At 38.6% G+C, this 20,150-nt stretch carries 24 protein-coding genes; all 24 read left to right on the plus strand.

The genetic code is table 11. The annotated features are described in order from the left end of the window. The first annotated feature begins 218 nt into the window (after positions 1-218). On the plus strand, positions 219-1,172 hold the full coding sequence (locus tag AC0IWE_RS18345) for an ABC transporter substrate-binding protein (protein WP_471794198.1): 954 nt from the start codon (positions 219-221) through the stop codon (positions 1,170-1,172). A gap of 80 nt (positions 1,173-1,252) precedes the next feature. Then, on the plus strand, positions 1,253-1,378 hold the full coding sequence (locus AC0IWE_RS18350) for a hypothetical protein (RefSeq protein WP_471794199.1): 126 nt from the start codon (positions 1,253-1,255) through the stop codon (positions 1,376-1,378). Beyond that, on the plus strand, positions 1,375-2,526 hold the full coding sequence (locus AC0IWE_RS18355; RefSeq protein ID WP_471794200.1) for a CaiB/BaiF CoA transferase family protein: 1,152 nt from the start codon (positions 1,375-1,377) through the stop codon (positions 2,524-2,526). The genes AC0IWE_RS18350 and AC0IWE_RS18355 overlap by 4 nt, the downstream gene beginning before the upstream one ends. A 98-nt stretch (positions 2,527-2,624) precedes the next feature. Continuing rightward, positions 2,625-3,788, plus strand: coding sequence for a CaiB/BaiF CoA transferase family protein (locus tag AC0IWE_RS18360; protein WP_471794201.1), 1,164 nt, complete (start codon positions 2,625-2,627; stop codon positions 3,786-3,788). After that, positions 3,781-5,019, plus strand: coding sequence for an extracellular solute-binding protein (locus tag AC0IWE_RS18365; protein WP_471794202.1), 1,239 nt, complete (start codon positions 3,781-3,783; stop codon positions 5,017-5,019). Before AC0IWE_RS18360 ends, AC0IWE_RS18365 begins: the two co-directional genes overlap by 8 nt. Beyond that, complete coding sequence (locus AC0IWE_RS18370; RefSeq protein ID WP_471794203.1) at positions 5,016-5,546, plus strand: Gfo/Idh/MocA family protein; 531 nt, start codon at positions 5,016-5,018, stop codon at positions 5,544-5,546. Before AC0IWE_RS18365 ends, AC0IWE_RS18370 begins: the two co-directional genes overlap by 4 nt. Positions 5,547-5,611: 65 nt before the next feature. Next, on the plus strand, positions 5,612-6,097 hold the full coding sequence (locus AC0IWE_RS18375) for a hypothetical protein (protein ID WP_471794204.1): 486 nt from the start codon (positions 5,612-5,614) through the stop codon (positions 6,095-6,097). Positions 6,098-6,155: 58 nt separating this feature from the next. Next, the gene (locus AC0IWE_RS18380; RefSeq protein WP_471794205.1) at positions 6,156-6,530 is read left to right on the plus strand and encodes a MaoC/PaaZ C-terminal domain-containing protein; all 375 of its coding nucleotides are present in this window, start codon (positions 6,156-6,158) and stop codon (positions 6,528-6,530) included. Positions 6,531-6,667: 137 nt separating this feature from the next. Continuing rightward, positions 6,668-7,960, plus strand: a complete 1,293-nt coding sequence (fucP, locus tag AC0IWE_RS18385; protein WP_471794206.1) for an L-fucose:H+ symporter permease — start codon at positions 6,668-6,670, stop codon at positions 7,958-7,960. 134 nt (positions 7,961-8,094) lie between these two features. Beyond that, positions 8,095-9,921, plus strand: a complete 1,827-nt coding sequence (locus tag AC0IWE_RS18390; RefSeq protein WP_471794207.1) for a glycosyl hydrolase — start codon at positions 8,095-8,097, stop codon at positions 9,919-9,921. Further along, on the plus strand, positions 9,922-10,230 hold the full coding sequence (locus tag AC0IWE_RS18395) for a hypothetical protein (protein ID WP_471794208.1): 309 nt from the start codon (positions 9,922-9,924) through the stop codon (positions 10,228-10,230). Beyond that, on the plus strand, positions 10,217-10,435 hold the full coding sequence (locus AC0IWE_RS18400) for a hypothetical protein (protein ID WP_471794209.1): 219 nt from the start codon (positions 10,217-10,219) through the stop codon (positions 10,433-10,435). Before AC0IWE_RS18395 ends, AC0IWE_RS18400 begins: the two co-directional genes overlap by 14 nt. Then, positions 10,401-10,949: a glycosyl hydrolase gene (locus AC0IWE_RS18405; RefSeq protein ID WP_471794210.1), complete on the plus strand. Its 549-nt coding sequence runs from the start codon at positions 10,401-10,403 to the stop codon at positions 10,947-10,949. Before AC0IWE_RS18400 ends, AC0IWE_RS18405 begins: the two co-directional genes overlap by 35 nt. After that, on the plus strand, positions 10,864-11,472 hold the full coding sequence (locus tag AC0IWE_RS18410; protein WP_471794211.1) for a glycosylhydrolase-like jelly roll fold domain-containing protein: 609 nt from the start codon (positions 10,864-10,866) through the stop codon (positions 11,470-11,472). Before AC0IWE_RS18405 ends, AC0IWE_RS18410 begins: the two co-directional genes overlap by 86 nt. Before the next feature lie 3 nt (positions 11,473-11,475). Continuing rightward, positions 11,476-13,347, plus strand: coding sequence for an aceric acid hydrolase (locus AC0IWE_RS18415; RefSeq protein ID WP_471794212.1), 1,872 nt, complete (start codon positions 11,476-11,478; stop codon positions 13,345-13,347). 85 nt (positions 13,348-13,432) lie between these two features. Further along, positions 13,433-13,501 (plus strand): hypothetical protein, encoded by a 69-nt coding sequence (locus tag AC0IWE_RS18420; RefSeq protein WP_471794235.1) that lies wholly within the window; start codon positions 13,433-13,435, stop codon positions 13,499-13,501. Positions 13,502-13,598: 97 nt separating this feature from the next. Then, entirely contained in the window at positions 13,599-14,573 is a 975-nt protein-coding gene (locus tag AC0IWE_RS18425; RefSeq protein WP_471794213.1) for a sialate O-acetylesterase, read from the plus strand. Between the two features lie 116 nt (positions 14,574-14,689). Continuing rightward, positions 14,690-15,028: a hypothetical protein gene (locus tag AC0IWE_RS18430; protein WP_471794214.1), complete on the plus strand. Its 339-nt coding sequence runs from the start codon at positions 14,690-14,692 to the stop codon at positions 15,026-15,028. 146 nt (positions 15,029-15,174) lie between these two features. Then, a complete protein-coding gene (locus tag AC0IWE_RS18435) occupies positions 15,175-15,519 on the plus strand; it encodes a DUF5703 domain-containing protein (protein ID WP_471794215.1) in 345 nt (114 codons plus the stop codon). Next, positions 15,491-16,432, plus strand: coding sequence for a DUF5703 domain-containing protein (locus AC0IWE_RS18440; RefSeq protein WP_471794216.1), 942 nt, complete (start codon positions 15,491-15,493; stop codon positions 16,430-16,432). Before AC0IWE_RS18435 ends, AC0IWE_RS18440 begins: the two co-directional genes overlap by 29 nt. Then, on the plus strand, positions 16,344-17,396 hold the full coding sequence (locus AC0IWE_RS18445) for a hypothetical protein (RefSeq protein ID WP_471794217.1): 1,053 nt from the start codon (positions 16,344-16,346) through the stop codon (positions 17,394-17,396). Before AC0IWE_RS18440 ends, AC0IWE_RS18445 begins: the two co-directional genes overlap by 89 nt. Positions 17,397-17,491: 95 nt before the next feature. Further along, the gene (locus AC0IWE_RS18450; RefSeq protein WP_471794218.1) at positions 17,492-18,280 is read left to right on the plus strand and encodes an L-fucose dehydrogenase; all 789 of its coding nucleotides are present in this window, start codon (positions 17,492-17,494) and stop codon (positions 18,278-18,280) included. Positions 18,281-18,458: 178 nt separating this feature from the next. Then, on the plus strand, positions 18,459-19,370 hold the full coding sequence (locus AC0IWE_RS18455) for a zinc-binding alcohol dehydrogenase family protein (protein WP_471794236.1): 912 nt from the start codon (positions 18,459-18,461) through the stop codon (positions 19,368-19,370). A gap of 268 nt (positions 19,371-19,638) precedes the next feature. Next, positions 19,639-19,833 (plus strand): hypothetical protein, encoded by a 195-nt coding sequence (locus tag AC0IWE_RS18460; RefSeq protein WP_471794219.1) that lies wholly within the window; start codon positions 19,639-19,641, stop codon positions 19,831-19,833. Positions 19,834-20,150 lie beyond the last annotated feature (317 nt).

Consider the following 20,150-nt stretch of genomic DNA (forward strand, 5'->3'; position numbering starts at 1 on the left):
AAGCTTTTATTCTATCGGTTGGTGTCTCACCGACCGAAAATATGTAAAATAAAACCATGGCCGGTGGAGACACCAACCATTAGAAGAATAATTAAAATAAGATAAGTGGAGAAGACGATCAATTTAAAATTGTTCTATCGGTTGGTGTCTCACCGACCGAAAATAGGTAAAATAAAACCATGGTCGATGGAGACACCAACCATTAGAAGATAAATAAAGTGGAAAAGACGATTAATTTAAAAGGAATAACCTGGAACCACAGTCGTGGGCTTTTGCCGATGGTGGCCACGGCACAGCGATTTTCTGAATTGTACCCAAATGTGAACATCACTTGGGAGAAAAGAAGTTTACAGCAATTTGCAGATTTTTCAATCCAGGAATTGGCCGAGCGATTTGATCTTTTGGTAATTGACCATCCCTGGGCAGGTTTTGCCGCAAAAACAAAATCAATATTGCCTTTGGATTCTTACCTATCTCCAGAATATTTAAAAGATCAAAAAGAAAATTCCGTTGGGCAATCTTACGAGAGTTACTTCTATGATGACCATTTATGGGCCTTACCGATAGATGCGGCAACACCTGTAGCTGCTTCAAGGCCTGATATACTTGCTGAAAAAGGACTGCAACTACCTCAGTCTTTTGATGATTTATTGGCACTTGCAGATAAAGGCTTAGTGGCATTTGCTGGTATTCCAATTGATGTTTTAATGAATTTTTATACGCTTTGCTGTTCCGTAGGAGAAGATCCTTGCCAAAATGATGAAGAAGTGATTTCCAGTAAAACAGGAGTAAAGGTTTTGAAAATGTACCGCGAATTGGCTTCAAAAATGGATCAGGCCAATTTTAACAGGAACCCCATTCAAGTATATGAAGCTATGACTTTGAACGATGAAATTGCTTATTGTCCTTTCGCTTATGGTTATTCAAACTACTCGCGTAACGGTTATGCACGCAAAACCTTACATTTTCACGATATGATTTCTATAAATGGAAAAACCAACCTGAGAAGCACATTAGGCGGAACTGGTTTAGCCATTTCTGCTAAATGCGAAGCACCCGATATGGCCGCTAAATATGTAGCGTTTGTTGGCTCACCAGCTTGTCAATCCACCTTGTTCTTTGAAAGTGGTGGGCAGCCTGGGCATCTGGCAGCCTGGAAAACGAAGAAGTAAACCGTCAGAGTCAAAATTATTTTTCAAATACCTTACCGGCTCTACAAAGGGCTTTTCTTCGTCCACGCTACCATGGCTCCATGTATTTTCAAGACCATGCAGGTGATGTTGTTCGCGATTATTTAATGAATGGTGGAGATGAAATACTGGTTTTAAAAGCAATGAACGAATTATATCAAAAATCTAAAAGTTTAGTATTATCATGAACAGGCCGTTAGAAGGACTTTTGGTTTTGGAGTTTTGCCAGTTTCTGGCTGGACCATCTGCTGGTTTAAAACTGGCAGATTTAGGCGCACGTGTAATCAAAATTGAACGTCCAAAAACGGGAGATGCTTGCAGGCAACTATCCATCAAAAACCTTTTTATAGATGAAGATAGTTTACTTTTTCATACGATAAACCGAAATAAAGAAAGTTATGCAGCCGATTTAAAGAATCCTGACGATTTAGAAAGGTTAAAAAAACTAATCAGCAAGGCCGATGTAATGACGCATAATTTCCGTCCGGGGGTAATGGAAAAAATTGGCCTGGATTATGAAACAGTTCAAAAGGTAAATCCTAAAATTGTTTATGGTATGGTAACTGGTTATGGCAACGAAGGCCCCTGGAAAAACAAACCCGGACAAGATTTATTGGTTCAATCCGTTTCAGGTCTAACTTTTCTATCAGGAGTTGATGTAGATGGACCCGTTCCATTTGGTCTTTCCGTTTCTGATATCATGTGTGGTAACCATTTGGTGCAGGGAATTATGGCAGCTTTAATCAAAAGAGCAAAAACCAGCAAAAGTGTTTTAGTGGAAGTAAGCTTATTGGAATCAATTTTAGATGTACAATTCGAAGTATTAACCACTTACCTAAATGATGGTGGAAAATTACCCGATAGAAGCGGGGCGAAGGGAAGCGCACACGCCTACTTAAGTGCGCCTTATGGCATGTACGAAACTGCCGATGGTTATATTGCGATGGCAATGGGCAATCTTCCAAATATCTGCGCCATTATTAATTGTGATATCACAGATTTATACGTAGAAGCAGGATCAGCCTTCGAAAATCGCGACAAGTTGATTGTTCGCTTGGCAGCAACTTTTAAAAATGAGAATACCAAAACCTGGGTCGAACTGTTAGAAAATCATGGTATTTGGTGCGCTGAAGTACTGAACTATCAAACGGCAACAGCATTGAATACTTATAAAGGCCTGCAGATTGAACAGGATTTGGTTTTAGATGAAGGTAAAAAAATAAAGACAACCGTTAGCCCGATTAGGTTGGATAACGTAAAGTTATTTGCCAGTAAAGCAGCACCAAAACTTGGTGAGAATACTGTAGAGATTAATAAGGAATTTGAGTTAAATTAATTATATCAATTCGTCACCCTGAATTTATTTCAGGGTCTTATTAGTAAAGATGCTGAAATAAATTCAGCATGACGAGTCAAGAATAAACAAATAAAATTATGCTACCGCTTGAAGATTATTTAGTTATCGATTTCAGCCAGTTTCTTTCTGGCCCATCGGCAGGTTTACGCCTTGCCGATATGGGTGCGCGCGTAATCAAAATTGAGCGATTGGGTGTTGGCGATATCTGCCGTACACTATACACTTCAAACCTGATTATGAATGGCGAATCGTCAGTTTTTCATGCCATTAACAGAAATAAGGAAAGCTTTGAAGTAGATTTAAAAAGCGAAGAAGATTGCGAAATGGTCCGCGAACTGCTAAAAAAGGCAGATGTAATGATTCATAACTTCCGTCCCGGTGTGATGGAACGTTTGGGTTTCGATTATCAGTCGGTAATCACTTTAAATCCTTCAATTATTTATGGCGAAATATCAGGTTATGGAACCGCTACTGAATGGAAAAATAAGCCAGGTCAGGATCTACTTTTACAATCAGTTACCGGCCTAACTTTTTTAACGGGGAATGCCGATAGTGGTCCTGTTGCCATGGGTTTATCCATTGTAGACATGTTGGCTGGCGCACATTTAGCGCAAGGACTTTTAGCGTGTTTATATCGAAAAGCCATCAAAAATGAAGGTGGATTTGTGCAGGTAAGCATGATGGAATCGGCCTACGATTTTCAGTTTGAAACCATTACCACTTTTATGAATGATGGAGGAAGCTTACCCGAGCGTTCAAAAAAGAATAATGCAAATGCATATTTAGGCGCTCCATATGGGATTTATCAAACAGAAAACGGATATTTAGCTTTGGCAATGGGTTCAATTCCACAGTTAGGCAATTTACTAATTTGCGAGCAACTGGAAAATTACGTTGAAGTGAGCGAAGCATTTGATAAACGGGATGAGATTAAAGCTATTTTAGCCAATCATCTTCTCTCTGCAACTACTGAAAAGTGGCTTTCTATACTCGAGCCAGCCGATATTTGGTGCGCTGATGTGTTAAACTGGAATGCGTTGATGGCACACGACGGATTTAAAGTTTTGAACATGATCCAGGAGGTGGAAATGGTAGATGGTTACAAATATCAAACCACCAGGTGCCCGATCCGTATTGATGGCGAGTTGCTTACTTCATCAAAAGGATCGCCTAAATTAGGACAGGATAATGAAAAAATTATCAAAGAATTTATAACACAGCATACCACTGCAAATGCATAACCAGATAGAAACTTTCAGAATAGCCGTTCGTAAATTTGCGCCTTTTGAATCTGCCATGCAGAAATTCTGGGATCAATATTGTATGGTCTCAGGTTGTAAAATGAAGTTGGAAATGGTAGTGATGGATTTACACGAACTTTACGACAGTACCATTGCTCAAAAAGGTTTAGCCAAAGGCGATTTCGATATTGCGCACATCAGCACCGATTGGGTTTTAGAAGGTTATACCAATCATGATTTTGAAGTTTTAAATCCTTACATCAATAAAAATAAACCCGACGATTTTCCGAGAGGCTGGAGCAAGTCGTTATTAAGTTTACAGCGGTTTGGCTGGGAAGTAGTTGGTCTGCCTTTTCATGATGGGCCTGAATGTTTCATTTACCGCAAAGATCTGTTTGAAAACGATACCGAAAAAGCCAGTTATTTAGCACAATACGGTAAGGCATTGGAAGTACCGAAAACCTGGGAAGATTTTCATCAGATCGCCAGGTTCTTTAACCGTCCACAGGATAATCTTTACGGAAGTATCTTCGCTTGTTATCCTGATGGCCACAATACCGTTTTCGACTTTTGCCTGCAATTGTGGACTCGAGGAGGAAGCCTGGTTGATAAAAATAATAACATCTACATCAATACACAAGAAACGATTGATGGACTTAACTTTTACCGCAAGATAGTGAACGACAAAACTGCTGTTCATCCAAAATCTGCACAATTTGAATCTGTTGCTGCAGGGATAGCCTTTTCACAAGGTGAAGCTGCCATGATGATTAATTGGTTTGGTTTTGCGGCCATGTGCGAAGTAGATGCAAATTCAAAAGTAAAAGGCAAAATTGATGTTGAACTTTTACCTTCAGCTGTTAATCAAAAATCAGCTTCTTTAAATGTATACTGGCTTTACACTATTGCGAAGGGAAGTAAAAACAAAGATATTGCTTACGATTTTCTTCGTTTTGCATTAGATAAAGAACAAGACAAACAGCTCACCTTAGAAGGCGGAATCGGTTGCCGGATATCAACCTGGAAAGATGAGCAAATCAATCAAGTTATTCCATATTACCACAAATTAGAAGCTTTACATGAGGTGGCCAACATGTTGCCTCAAAAAACAAACTGGGCTGCAATAGCGGCTATAATCGATCAGATGGTTCTGCAGGCCATAAATACCGATCAAACTACCAAAGAATTGATTCAGCTTGCACAAAACCAGATTAATGAAATTGACAAATGAGCATTGATATCAAATATAAACCAGAATTACCGAAAACCAAACAACCGATTATTATTATTGGTGCTGGCGGCATTGTGGCCGATGCACATCTCCCTGCCTATAAAATTGCAGGTTTTGAGGTTCACGGCATTGTAAACAGAACCAAAGAAAGAGCGCAGAAACTTTCAGATGCCTTTGATATTCCAAACGTGTACAATTCGGTTGAGGAAGCGGTAAAGCTTGCACCTGCAAACGCTGTGTACGATTTAACCATCATGCCCGAACAATATATTGAAACGCTAAAACAGTTGCCTGATGGCAGTGCTGTACTGATCCAAAAACCCATGGGTGATGATTTTACTCAGGCAAAGGAAATCCTCGAACTGTGCAGATCCAAAAACTTAAAAGCAGCTATAAATTTTCAATTGCGATTTGCCCCATTTGTAAGTGCTGCAAAATACCTGATCGATAAAGGATTAATAGGTGAGTTATATGATATGGAAGTTCGTGTAACGATTAAAACGCCCTGGAGATTTTCCCTCACGTAATTATTCACCCCCGGTTAGAAATCCAGTACCATAGCATTCACTATGTAGATTTAATTCGCTCGTTTTTGGGTAATCCGGAAAGTATTCTGGCTAAAACCCTTAAACATCCGGCTAAAAGTTTGTCATCATCACGTTCTACCATTTTATTCGATTATGGCGATACCATGCATGCCGTAATCAACACCAATCATGATCACGATTTCGGCCCAAATCACCAGGAAAGTTATATTAAATGGGAGGGAACAAAGGGGGCAATCGTAGCTAAAATTGGCTTGCTGATGGATTATCCGCATGGTGTGCCTGATGTTTTTGAATATTGCATTGTAGAGGATGGAAAACAAGCAGAATGGCAAACCGTTAAACTGGAAGGTTCCTGGTTTCCTGAAGCTTTTATCGGCACAATGGCCAATTTAATGCGGTACAATGAAGGTTCAACTGATGTGTTGCATACCAGTGTAGAAGATGTAATTCAAACCATGGCAGTTGTAGAAAGTGCATATAAATCGAGTGATATTGGTGGGGTTAAAGTTAAAGAGAAGTTAAAAAACTAAATGCTTAAACCTCGCAGGTTTTTAAAACCTGCGAGGTTTCGTAAAAAAGATTAAAACTATGTATTTCAAATCAACATTTTTTGAAGAATACCAATTACAGGATAAGCGCGTAACCTTAGGTCGTACCATAACTGAAACAGATTTTGTTGTGCATGCAGGCCATACCGGCGATTTTTTTCCGCACCACATGGACGCAGAATGGTGTGCTACACAGCCCTTTAAGCAAAGAATCGCACATGGAACCATGATTTTTAGCATCGGAATCGGTTTAACAGCTTCAGAAATCAATCCGGAGGCAATGAGCAAAGGATATGATAAACTACGTTTTGTAAAGCCAGTTTTTATTGGCGATACCATTCACTCCGAAATAACCATTTCTGAAAAAGGAGATAGCAAAAGGCCAGAATATGGCACCGTAACCGATGCACGTTGAAATCATCAACCAATACGGAGAAGTGGTACTTGTATGCGACCACCTTTTAGTAGTGAAGAAAAAGTAAGATAAATCGTCATTGCGAGCAGGAACGACGCGGCAATCTTTTTTGTCAATTCAAACAAAAACCAAATATAATGAACCACAACACACAGCCAGAAATTATAACCGAGGGCGATTCCTCATCAAGGAAGAAGTATTTATTGCCATTTATACTTGTAATCAGCTTGTTTTTCCTTTGGGGAATGGCACATAACCTCGATTCAATTCTGATTCCTCACCTAAAAAAAGCCTGTAATTTAAATAATAAACAATCAACCCTAATTGATACCTCTGTTTTCTTCGCTTATTTTCTAATGGCTATTCCAGCCGGAATAATTTTAAAAAAATGGGGATATAAAGCCACTATGATTGCTGGTTTATTGGCATTTGCTTTCGGTGCATTCCTATTTGTGCCTGCTGCAAATAATTTATCTTACATAACATTTTTGATAGCACTTTTTATTATTGGTTGTGGCTTAACCATGCTCGAAACTTCCGCAAATCCTTATGCAGCCGTATTGGGCGATCCTGCAAAGGCAACAAGCAGATTAAATTTAGCTGCATCTTTTAACGGATTGGCAGCAATGGTTGCCCCAATGATTGGTGGTTTATTTATCCTCTCGGGTAAATCTCACACAAAAGATGAACTGGCTGCTATGAACGACGTTAGCCGAAATAACTACTTTTTGGAAGAGGCTGCATCGGTGAAAACGCCCTATATTACACTAGGAATAGTGCTATTGGTTATCGCCGCGATATTCTACTTTATAAATCTTCCCGAAATTAAAACGAAAAGCATTGATGGTGAGGCAAAGGGAAGCTTTTTCGGTTCCTTACGCCACAAACATTTAAGATGGGCTGTTATAGCACAGTTTTTCTATGTGGGCGCACAGGTTTGCGTAACCAGTTTCTTTATTAGAATGGCGCAACAAGGGGGAGGTTTTGATGAAAAAACCGCTGCGTCATATTTGGTAGTTTATGGATTTCTATTTACCGCAGGCCGTTTTGCCGGTACAGCACTTTTGCAATTTATATCCTCTCATAAATTGCTCACCATTTATGCCGTTATCTCAATTTTATTGTGTTTAGTGGCCATATTAGGCAAAGGTTCATATGTGGTTTATGCCTTGGGTGCAATAGGCTTTTTTATGTCGATTATGTTTCCAACCATTTTCGCATTAGGAATTGAGGGTATTGGAGACGATACCAAACCAGGTTCGTCATGGTTAATTATGTCTATTGTTGGAGGAGCCATTTTACCCTTTGGAATGGGAAGTTTAATCGATATGTATGGAGATAATATTCAGATCGGTTACAGCATTCCACTGGTGTGTTTTGTGATTATTCTTTATTTCGGTTTAAGAGGGTATAAAATAGCGCACAAATAATATCATCATTGCGAATGGAGCTAAAAGCAATCTGTTCTCTAATAAAGATTATTTCGAGGGTTAAAAGCACCTTGGTATTAAAAAAATATAAATAAATGAAATTTAGGTTTAGCAAGATTTTAATATTCATGCTGTTGTCGAACTTTTTTTTGGCTGTAAATGTTTATGCGCAACAGAATGAAAATGCTAAACCCTGGGTATTTTGGTATTGGGTTAAAGGTGCGGTTTCAAAAGCCGGCATCACAGCCGATCTGGAAGCCATGAAATCAAACGGTATCGCGGGTGCTTATTTAATGAGTATCCAGGGACCAGATAAAACGCCGGTTTATTCGCCACCTGCGGTTCAGTTAACAGCGGAATGGTGGAAAATGGTTGAATTTGCCATGGCGGAAGCGAAAAGGTTAGATCTCAAATTAGGTATGCATGTAAGTGATGGTTTCGCCCTGGCCGGTGGACCTTGGATTACACCAGAACTTTCCATGCAGAAGATGGTATGGTCGAAGATAACTATCAATAATTCAAACACTAAAATCACTTTACCTCAACCTGAATCAAAAGAAAACTATTATAAAGATATAGCAGTTTATGCGTATCCATCTCCCGTAGGGGAAAATATTTCTACCAGAACGGTTATCCCAAAAATTACAGCAAGCAATGGTGCTGATGCCACTGGTTTGGTTCAACCTGGCAATAAGAAAAACTTTGGTTCAAATGAACCATGCTACATCCAATATGAATTTGCCAAGCCATTTACTTGCAAAACGATAACCATTAAAGTTAGTGGCAACAATTATCAGGCACAGCGTTTAGCCGTCGAAGTAAGTAATGACGGCAAAGTTTTCCGTTCGATTGGCAGGTTAGAACCACCTCGTCATGGCTGGCAAGACACCGATGAAGATGTAACACACTCCATCAAGCCAACTACAGCCAAATTTTTCCGTTTTATTTATGATAAAAAAGGATCAGAACCAGGTTCAGAAGATCTGGATGCGGCTAAATGGAAGCCATCATTAAAACTGGTCAATCTGGAGCTATCATCAGAAGCGAAAATCAACCAGTTTGAAGGTAAAAACGGATCAGTTTGGCGGGTAAGCAAAAGAAGTACCGACGCTGAAATTGCCAGGAATTTATGCGTGCCGTTGAATAAAATTATTAATCTTACCCGTAGATTAAATAAAGACGGGACTTTAAACTGGAAAGCACCGAAAGGCAGCTGGACAATTTTGAGAATTGGCCATACTTCAACCGGACATACCAACGCAACCGGTGGCGGTGGAAAAGGACTGGAGTGTGATAAATTTAATCCAGATGCAGTAAAATTACAATTCGATAACTGGTATGGTGAAGCTTTAAAGCATGGCGGACCCGAAATCGCTAAAAAAGTTTTGAGTGTTTTTCATGTAGACAGTTGGGAGTGTGGCAGTCAGAATTGGTCGCCAGTGTTTAAAGCCGAATTTTTAAAACGTAGAGGTTACGATTTAACGCATTATTTACCCATTATGACCGGGTTACCAGTAGAAAGTGCCGCAGTTTCTGAAAATTTCCTTTACGATGTAAGAAAAACCATTTCAGAATTGGTGGTTGATCAGTTTTATAAAACTTTGGCGCAATTGGCCAAAGAAAAAGGTGTAATATTTACGGCCGAAAGTATTGCACCAACCATGATGAGTGATGGTTTAATGCATTACAAAACTGTCGACATTCCCATGGGTGAGTTTTGGTTAAACAGCCCTACACATGATAAACCGAACGATATGTTAGATGCCATTTCTGGCGCACATATTTATGGGAAAAACATAATTCAGGCCGAAGCTTTTACTACCGTCCGTATGGATTGGAACGAAAGTCCAGCCAATATGAAAAGCTTACAGGATCGTAATTATGCCCTCGGAATCAATAAATTGGTATATCACGTTTTTACCCATAATCCCTGGACAGATCGGAAACCTGGACTACTTTAGATGGCGTGGGCTTATACTTCCAACGCGACCAAACCTGGCTGGAAACCAGGAAAAGCATGGATAGAATATGCAGAACGTACTCAAATCATTTACTACAAACAAGGAAAACCAGTTGTAGATATAGCCGTTTTTACGGGTGAAGAATTACCCCGCCGTTCTGTTTTACCAGATCGTTTGGTTGAAACCTTACCCGGGATTTTTGGTGCAAAAGTAGTGGCGGCTGAAAAGAAACGCCTCGCAAATGTTGGTGAACCTTTACGGCAAATCCCATCCGGTGTAACCCATTCTGGCAAACATGGCCGACCCTGAAAATTGGGTAAATCCGTTACGGGGCTATGCTTACGATAGTTTTAATCCTGATGTATTGAAAACAGCAAGCGTTAAAAATGGTAATGTTGTTTTCGAAAGTGGTGCATCTTATAAAATTTTGGTAATTCCAGGCAACATGAAAATGAATCCAAATTATCAGTATATGAGTTATGGTACTGTTAAAAAAACTGCTGGAATTAATTAAAGCTGGAGCTAAAGTAATTGTTGGAGATAAGCCTTTGTATCAGATTGATTTACAGGAAGTTAATGCTACCGAGTTTAATGCTGTTGTAAATCAAATTTGGGATAAAAATATTGCGGTTAATTTTACCAAAAAGATTGCTCTAGGTACGGTTATTAATGCTCCTTACTATGGTGAGAATTTCGATAAAATAGGAGTTAAAAAAGATATTGAGATATATGACATTGTGCCAATTGAGGATGTTGAAATTCAACCTGCAAATAATATTGCCTATACACACAGAGTGAGTGAAAAAAAAAGAAATTTACTTTATTTCAAACCAAAAGAAAATAAGGAAAGAAACCTATATTTTTCATTTCGTGTAGCCAATAAAGTACCACAAGTTTATGATGCTGTTGCCGATAAGTTAACTGACATTAATAATTGGTCTAATGAAGGAGAGCGAAACGAGCTCTTTACTTATAAAATCGCTCCTAACCAAAGTTTATTCTTTCTCTTCGAAAAGGAAAACTCCTAAAACTCAATTTAATAGTGGCAACAACTGGTCAAGCTTCAAAACCATTCAGGATATTTCCAAATCCTGGCAAGTGAAATTCGATACGGCTTATGCCGGGCCGTCAAAACCTGTCGTTTTTAATGAATTAACCGATTGGACGCTTAATGCCGATAGCTTGGTAAAATATTATTCTGGCACAGCTACATATAATAAAAACTTCACCTTTAACGGAGATCTTAAAGCTAAAATCTGGCTTGATTTAGGAGAATTCTCCAGTATTGCAGAGGTGAAAATCAACGGTGTAAATTGTGGCACTTTGTGGACAGCCCCGCATCGCCTGGAAATTACCAAAGCATTAAAAAATGGTGAAAATCAAATTACCATCGAAGTAACCAATACCTGGGCAAACCGTTTAATTGGTGACAGCAAACTGCCAGAAAATAAAAGAATTACCAAAACAACAGCCCCTTTCCGATTAGAAGGCAAACCTTTAAATCCAGCGGGATTGCTTGGACCGGTAGTAATACAAGTGGAGAAGAAATAAGATATGAGCATTTTAAAAATTAATTTATTTATAGTATTTTCTATAGTTTCGTTCTGTGTTAATGCACAGGATAAAGCTTTGGTAAATACATCAAAATCTCCTTATGCCAAATTGCATAGTATCAATATGGCTGATGTAACCTGGACAAACGGTTTTTGGGCCGATCGTTTCAAGGTAGCTACAGAAACGATGGTGCCCAATATGTGGGCCATTTATAACGATCCAAAAATTAGCCATGCTTTCGAGAATTTCAGAATAGCTGCAGGATTAGATACCGGGTCTCATTCAGGGCCGTCTTTTCATGATGGCGATTATTACAAAACTTTAGAAGCTGTCGCTGTTTTATATGCTTCAACTAAAAATCCAAAGTTGAACGAAATGATGGACCAGGCCATTGCAGTAATTGGTAAATCGCAGCGTGAGGATGGATACATTTACACCAAAGCGATGATTGAACAGCGGAAAACCGGTTCGAAAAATCAATTTCAGGATCGCCTAAGCTTCGAATCATACAATATTGGCCATTTAATGACAGCCGGTTGCATCCATTACCGCGCTACAGGTAAAACAACTTTACTTAACATCGCTAAAAAAGCAACCGATTATTTATACAACTTTTATAAATCGGCCTCACCAACCTTGGCACGTAATGCCATTTGTCCATCCCATTATATGGGCGTGATAGAAATGTACCGCACCACAAAAGATCCCAGATATTTAGAACTTGCGAAACATTTAATTGCGATTAAAGGTAAAATCGACGATGGAACAGATGATAACCAGGATCGGATTCCGTTTTTGCAGCAAACCAAAGCCATGGGGCATGCCGTAAGAGCCAATTATCTATACGCTGGTGTGGCCGATCTTTATGCCGAAACCGGGAAAGACTCCTTGTTAAATACTTTAAATTTAATGTGGGATGATGTAAATCAGCACAAAATGTACATTACAGGTGGTTGTGGCTCACTTTATGACGGTACTTCACCAGATGGGACTTCTTACAATCCTGCAGATGTACAGAAAATCCATCAGGCCTTTGGTCGCGATTACCAGTTGCCCAATTTCACTGCTCATAATGGAACTTGCGCCAACATTGGTAACGTACTTTGGAACTGGCGCATGTTACAAATTACTGGTAATGCAAAATATGCCGATGTAATGGAATTGGCTTTGCACAATAGCGTTTTATCTGGGATAAGTTTGGATGGTAAGAATTTTTTATATACCAATCCACTGGCGCAATCTAATGATTTGCCTTTCAAACAGCGCTGGTCGAAAGATAGAGTGCCTTATATTGCATTATCAAACTGCTGTCCGCCGAATGTGGTACGCACCATTGCCGAAGTAAGTGATTATGCTTACAGTGTTTCTGATAAAGGGCTGTGGTTTAATTTGTATGGTGGAAATAAGTTAAGTACTCAATTAGCTGATGGCAGCAAAATTTCATTAACAGAAGAAACAAATTATCCTTGGGATGGAAAGATAACAATCACCATAAAAGAGACCGCTAATAAAGCTTATTCGATGTTTTTAAGGATTCCTTCATGGACACATGATGCAAAAATCACCATCAATGGGAAAACTGAAAATATTATAGCTAATTCTGGTACCTATGCGGAAATTAATCGTGTTTGGAAAAAGGGAGATGTAATAGAATTAAACCTTCCGATGGAGGCCACATTGATTGAGGCAAATCCTTTGGTAGAAGAAAACAGAAATCAGGTAGCTGTAAAACGTGGCCCGATTGTGTATTGTCTGGAATCGACCGATCTACCCGGAAAACGAATTTTTAATGCATTTATACCCACTTCAACGAAATTCGAGGCTAAAACTATCAATATTGATGGAGCTGAAATGATGAGCCCTGATCGGTAAAGCAAAGATAGTAGAGCCGAACAGCTGGAACAATGTACTTTACCGCCCAATCGATCGTAAAAATGAAGAAACAACAATTAAACTGGTGCCGTATTTTGCCTGGGGCAACAGAGGGCATTCAGAAATGTCGGTATGGTTGCCTGTAAGTAGATAACATTAAACGCGATCGTCACTTTGAATTTATTTCAGGGTCTTATTTGTGTATTTAGACTATAAATAAATTCAGGGTGACGGCTATTAAAAAAACAAAAATGAAACTAAAACTCCTCATATTCTTAAACCTAGCATGCGGCCTTGTTGCATCTGCAACGGTTAAACCCGCATCAATTTTTACCAACCACATGGTATTGCAACAACAAAGCAACGTAGCCATTTGGGGATGGGCAAAAGCCTCGGGTAAAGTAAAAATTAATACCTCCTGGAATAAACAAAGTTATACCGTTACCGCTGATCAGAGTGGTAAATGGAAAGTGAAAGTTTCAACGCCATCAGCTGGAGGCCCTTATGAAATTGAATTAAATGATGGTGAAAAACTTGTTTTAACCGATATTTTGATTGGAGAAGTTTGGTTTTGTGGTGGGCAATCAAACATGGAAATGCCCATGAAAGGTTTTAAAAGCCAGCCAATAATTGGTTCAAATGAGGCAATTCTAAAATCATCGAATAATAATATCAGGCTATATACGGTTCCTCGTTCTTCAATTATCGAACGACAAGAAAATAGCAAGCCATCAGATTGGAAATTGGCTGCGCCAGAAACTGTTTCTAATTTTAGCGCTACAGCCTATTATTTCGGTACATTATTGAGCGAAATGTTAAATGTGCCTATTGGAATCATTAACGACAGTTACGGCGGTTCAACCATTGAGGCATGGATGTCGCCGGAAGATTTAAAACCTTATGCTGAAATCAAAATTCCGATAAAAGGAGACAGTATAAAAGAAGTGAGCCGTACACCAACCACGCTATACAATGGTATGCTTTACCCGGTTATTGGTTATGGCATAAAAGGGGCGATCTGGTACCAGGGCGAATCAAATTACGACCGTCCTGATCGTTACGAAGATTTATTTCCAGCGATGGTTTCCTCATGGCGAAAAAACTGGGAAAATGGCGAATTCCCTTTTTATTATGCACAAATTGCACCTTATAATTACAATTTCTCATCATTGGCCAAAGGAAGTAAAAATAATAATTCTGCAGTACCTGAGAGATGCACAACGTAAATCATTAACTACAATACCGAATTCCGGAATGGCTGTTTTATTGGATATCGGCGAAGAAAAATCAATCCATCCAGCAAATAAAAAACAAGGCGGAGAAAGACTGGGCTTACCTGGCTTTGGCACAAACTTATGGCATAAAAGGTTTTGGTTTTGCAAGTCCGAATTACGAATCTTTAACAATTGAAAAGAATACAGCTGTAGTCAAATTTCAAAATGTGCCGAATGGCTTAACTTCGTTTGGTAAAGAACTGTCTTTATTCGAAATTGCAGGTACTGATCAAAAATTTTATCCTGCAAAAGCAGCTATAAAAGGAAGTAGTATAGTGGTTTCGGCCCCAGAAGTTAAAGTTCCTGTTGCGGTTCGCTACGCATTTAAAGATTTTGTAATCGGCGACTTATTCGGAAACGATGGCCTACCAGTTTCTTCTTTTCGTACTGATAATTGGAATAATTAATATGATTTTAACCACCAAAACGCAGATAATAAGTTTTTTGGCTAAGCACATGAATGTTCTTACAGGTATTAATTGGTCAAATAGTATAAACTTAAAAAAACCAGCCATTTTTCTGGTGTTCTTCTTGTCTTTATGGTTATCCACAAATGCTTTTTCACAAAGAAAAAGATAACGTTATCTGGGCTTCACAAAGTAATAACTCTTCCGAATCCATGCCTGTAGGAGGTGGCGATATTGGCTTAAATCTCTGGGTAGAAAAGGGTGAAGTATACCTCTACTTATCGCGCAGCGGAACATTCGATGAAAACAATACTTTGCTTAAACTGGGGCGCGTAAAACTTAATTTAATTCCAAATCCATTCGAAGGAAAATCATTCAAACAAGAATTGATTTTAAAGGATGGTTATGCGCAGATTTCAGGTGAAAATGGAAACTTAAATACTCAAATTAAAGTCTGGGTTGATGTTTTTCAATCCGGTAATCCACCTTAATGTTAAATGCAATCAAAAAATTACAACCGAAGCAAGTTATGAAAGCTGGCGTTTTGAAGACCGCATCACAAAAGGCAAAGAAAATAACCAAAATTCGTATAAATGGGCACCTCAAGGCATTGTAAAAACATATAAAGATGAAATAGCCTTTAAAAACAATACGATTCAATTCTATCACCAAAATAAACCTGAAACAGTATTTGATATTGTTGTAAAGCAACAAGGGTTGGAAGAAAGAAAGGCTGAATTATTTAATCCTTTGAAAAATTTAATCTTCGGAGGCTTAATGGAAGGCCAGAATATGTTACCCGCCGGAAACTATACCGGAATATACTTGAATACACCTTTTAAAGCCTGGAAATTAAGAAGTAAAACACCTTCAACTTCAAATCAGATTGCAATTACACTCAATACTTTAAACACGCCATCAATTGCTGAATGGGAAAAGGGCTTGAATGCTGTAAATTCCAAAAATGACCAAAAAGCCAGTATAAAGTGGTGGAATGATTACTTTAAAAAGAGTTTCATTTACATCGATTCGAAAGATGAGACAGCAAATCAAGCATCAAAAAACTATCAATTGTTCCGCTATATGTTAGGCTGCAATGCTTTTGGCAAATACCCAACAAAGTTTAATGGCGGTCTTTTCACATTCGACCCTCAATTAACCGACACCACGTTAAAATACACCCCCGATTTTAGAAACTGGGGCGGTGGAACGCATACCGCTCAAAACCAACGCCTGGTATATTGGCCCATGCTAAAAAGCGGGGATATCGACCAGATGAAGCCTCAATTTGATTTTTATCTGGATTTATTGAAAAATGCAGAAATCAGAACCGAAGCTGCCTGGGCACAAGGGCGCAAGTTTTACCGAGCAATTAGAAAATTTCGGCTTACCAAATCCTGCTGAATATGGTTGGAAACGCCCTGCCGATTTTAATAAAGGCATGGAATACAATGCCTGGTTAGAATACGAGTGGGATACCGTTTTGGAGTTTTGTATGACGATTTTGGAAACCGAAAGCTATGGCGGCAAAAATATTGATAAATACCTCCCTTTAATTGAAAGTTCACTTACTTTTTTTAAAGAACATTACACTTATTTGGCCAAGCAAAGAGGGGCAAAAGCTTTAGATGCAGATGGTCATTTGGTTTTATACCCAGGTTCAGGGGCCGAGACTTATAAAATGGCTTACAATTCTACCTCTACAGTTGCGGCTTTGAAAACGGTTTTAGAAAGATTGATTAACAAACCTTCTTTATCTGAAGCTAAGAAAACGGAGTGGAAAGTCATGCTGAAAACCATTCCGCCAATAAGTTTCAGGACTTTTGACGGACATACCACCATTTCGCCAGCAAAACTCTGGGAACGCATTAATAATACTGAAAGTCCGCAGTTGTACCCTGTATTTCCTTGGGGCATGTATGGGATAGGGAAGCCTGGTTTAGATATCGCAATTAATACTTTTAAATATGATACCGATGTGCTTAAATTCCGAAGTCATGTTGGATGGAAACAGGATAATATATTTGCGGCAAGGCTCGGTTTAACAGAAGATGCTGCGAAATTAACTACCGCTAAACTAAAAGATTCAGGGAGAAGGTTTCCTGCATTTTGGGGGCCAGGTTTCGACTGGACTCCAGACCATAATTGGGGCGGATCAGGCATGATCGGTTTACAGGAAATGCTGATGCAGGTTAATGGAAAGAAAATATATCTGTTTCCGGCATGGCCAAAAGATTGGGATGTTCATTTCAAACTTTATGCGCCATATCAAACCACCGTTGAAGGCAGCTTAAAGAATGGAAAATTGATAGATTTAAAAGTATTGCCGGCATCAAGGAAAGCGGATATAATAAATATGATTAACTAATCGGTATCCTCATCCCTGAACTTTTTTCAGGACCTAATCAGCATTAAAAATCGCAGAATTGAATTTAGCGGAGACGACACAAAAAAATAAAAAAAATGGATTTACAATTAAAAGAAAAAGTGATCATCATCACTGGTGCTGCAAAGGGCATTGGCAGAAGTATTGCAGAAGTTTTTGCAAATGAAAATGCAATTGCAGTAATCGTAGGTAGAAAAGCAGAAGACAATCAAAAAGTAGTTGATGCAATTGCCGCAAATGGAGGAAAAGCAGCGCAATTTGTGGCGGAGCTTTCAAACCCTGACGATTGCGAATCAGTTGTGAAAAATATCGTGGCCAAATTTGGCAAAATCGACGGTTTAGTGAATAACGCAGGCGTTAATGATGGCGTGGGCTTAGAAAGTGGAAATTATAAAGATTTTATGGCCTCATTACATAAAAATGTAGTGCATTATTATTTGATGGCACACCATGCCCTTCCAGAATTAATTAAAAGCAAAGGTGCAATTGTAAACATCACTTCTAAAACTGCAGAAACCGGACAAGGAAATACCTCGGCCTATGCTGCTGCAAATGGAGGTAGAAATGCCTTAACAAGAGAATGGGCCGTAGAGTTGCTTAAATATGGCATTCGTGTAAATGCAGTAGTGGTTGCCGAATGCTGGACACCCGCTTACGAAACCTGGATTGAAACTTTGGATAACGCGGAAGATAAACTAAAAGAAATCACTTCTAAAATTCCATTGGAAAATAGAATGACAACCGCTGAGGAAATTGCAAATATGACGGCCTTTTTAATGTCGAATAAATCAAGCCATACCACCGGACAAATTATTCATGTTGATGGCGGTTATGTACATTTAGACCGAGCTTTGGCAAACGCATAGCGAGTTTTCAGTTAACAGTTCCCAATTTACAGTTAACCGATAAACCAATTTATACAATTAACCTTCATTAAAATGAAAACCCTTACCTGTACAACACCCGGAACTTTCGAATATTCAGAAACATCAAAACCTGAAGCTTAAAAAGGACCATGCGATTATAAAAATTAAAAGAATCGGCATTTGCGGAACCGATTTACATGCCTTTGAAGGTACTCAACCTTTCTTTAATTACCCAAGAGTGTTAGGTCACGAATTATCTGGCGAATTGGCTGAAGCCGATGGAGCCACTGGTTTCAAAATAGGAGAGGCTGTTACCTTTATTCCATACTTTAATTGTGGCGAATGTATTGCCTGCCGGATGAATAAACCCAACTGCTGTGTTAAAATGCAAGTTTGCGGGGTACATGTAGATGGTGGTATGCGCGAATATTTACAGGTTCCATCTAAAACACTTTTACATGGCGAAGGCTTGAGTTATGATGAACTGGCTTTAGTAGAACCTTTAGCCATCGGGGCGCATGGTGTTCGCAGGGCAGATGTACAGCCTGGAGAATTTGTGCTGGTTATCGGTGCCGGGCCAATTGGTTTAGGTACGATGGAATTCGCCCGAATTGCAGGAGCAAATGTAATCGCTTTGGATATTAATGAAGACCGTTTGGCATTCTGTAAAGATAAATTGAAAGTTGCACATGTAGTTAATGCATTATCACCTGACGTAACACAACAACTTAGCAAAATTACCAATGGCGATATGCCAACGGTAGTAATTGATGCTACAGGTAATCAAAAAGCAATCAATAACGCCATAAATTACATGGCTCATGGCGCACGGTTTGTTTTAATCGGACTTCAGAAAGGGGATTTAATTTTTAATCATCCTGAGTTTCATAAGCGTGAATCGACATTAATGAGCAGCAGGAATGCTACCTTTGAAGATTTCGAGCATGTAATTAAATCGATGAAAGCTGGTTTGGTTAATCCCACCAATTACATTACGCATCAGGTTAAATTTGAAGAAGTGAAAGATGAGTTTGAAAGCTGGTTAGATCCAAAAAATGGGGTGATTAAAGCAATGGTTAGTATGAACTGACATGATCTATCTAATTCTAACACGGTAATCATTCCCACGCAGGCGGAAATTTTAAAGCGCTAGCCGACTTTATCAGCAAAATACCTGTAAGTGATATTTTAATTATGCGTGCACCTAAACTTGTTTCGAAATTTAAAATTATTTACTATTTTTATGAAGAGTATTATTGGTTTTGAACCTAATCTCAATTGAGACAGTAACAATTTATACATCTACATCAAAATACTTATATTTGTAATGATGTTAATTTAACAATAAAACATTTGTTATGAAAATAGGTGATAGAGTTTCAATTTCTCCGCAAGTTACCGATAGAGCAGAATGGATATATGGTATTGTTCTAGAAATAGAAGAAAATCCATTTGCCGGTATTGTGATAACTGCAAAATCAGATGATGGCGAAGTTTTCTTTGAAAAAGAAGATTTATTTAGGTTTTCAAATGAGGAAGCATGTACGCATTAAGCTTTGATATGACTATATCTGACCTTAAAAGAATATGGTGAGAAATATCATAGTGCTTATGTTGAAATAAAAAATCATTTAAATAATAGTGGTTTCTATTGGATTCAGGGAAGTACATATGTTACTGAAGAAAATTTAACAGCTGTTTATAAAGCAATTAATATCCTTTCTAATATTGATTGGTTTAAAAAGTCAGTAAGAGATATTAGAGCTTTTAAGGTTGAAGATTTTTTCAGATTTCACCTCAATTGTAAAAGGTTAAATTTATCAAAAAAGATCCTGAAACAAGTTCAGGAAGACGATCGCAATAATTGCCC

Source organism: Pedobacter sp. AC402 (assembly GCF_979252805.1).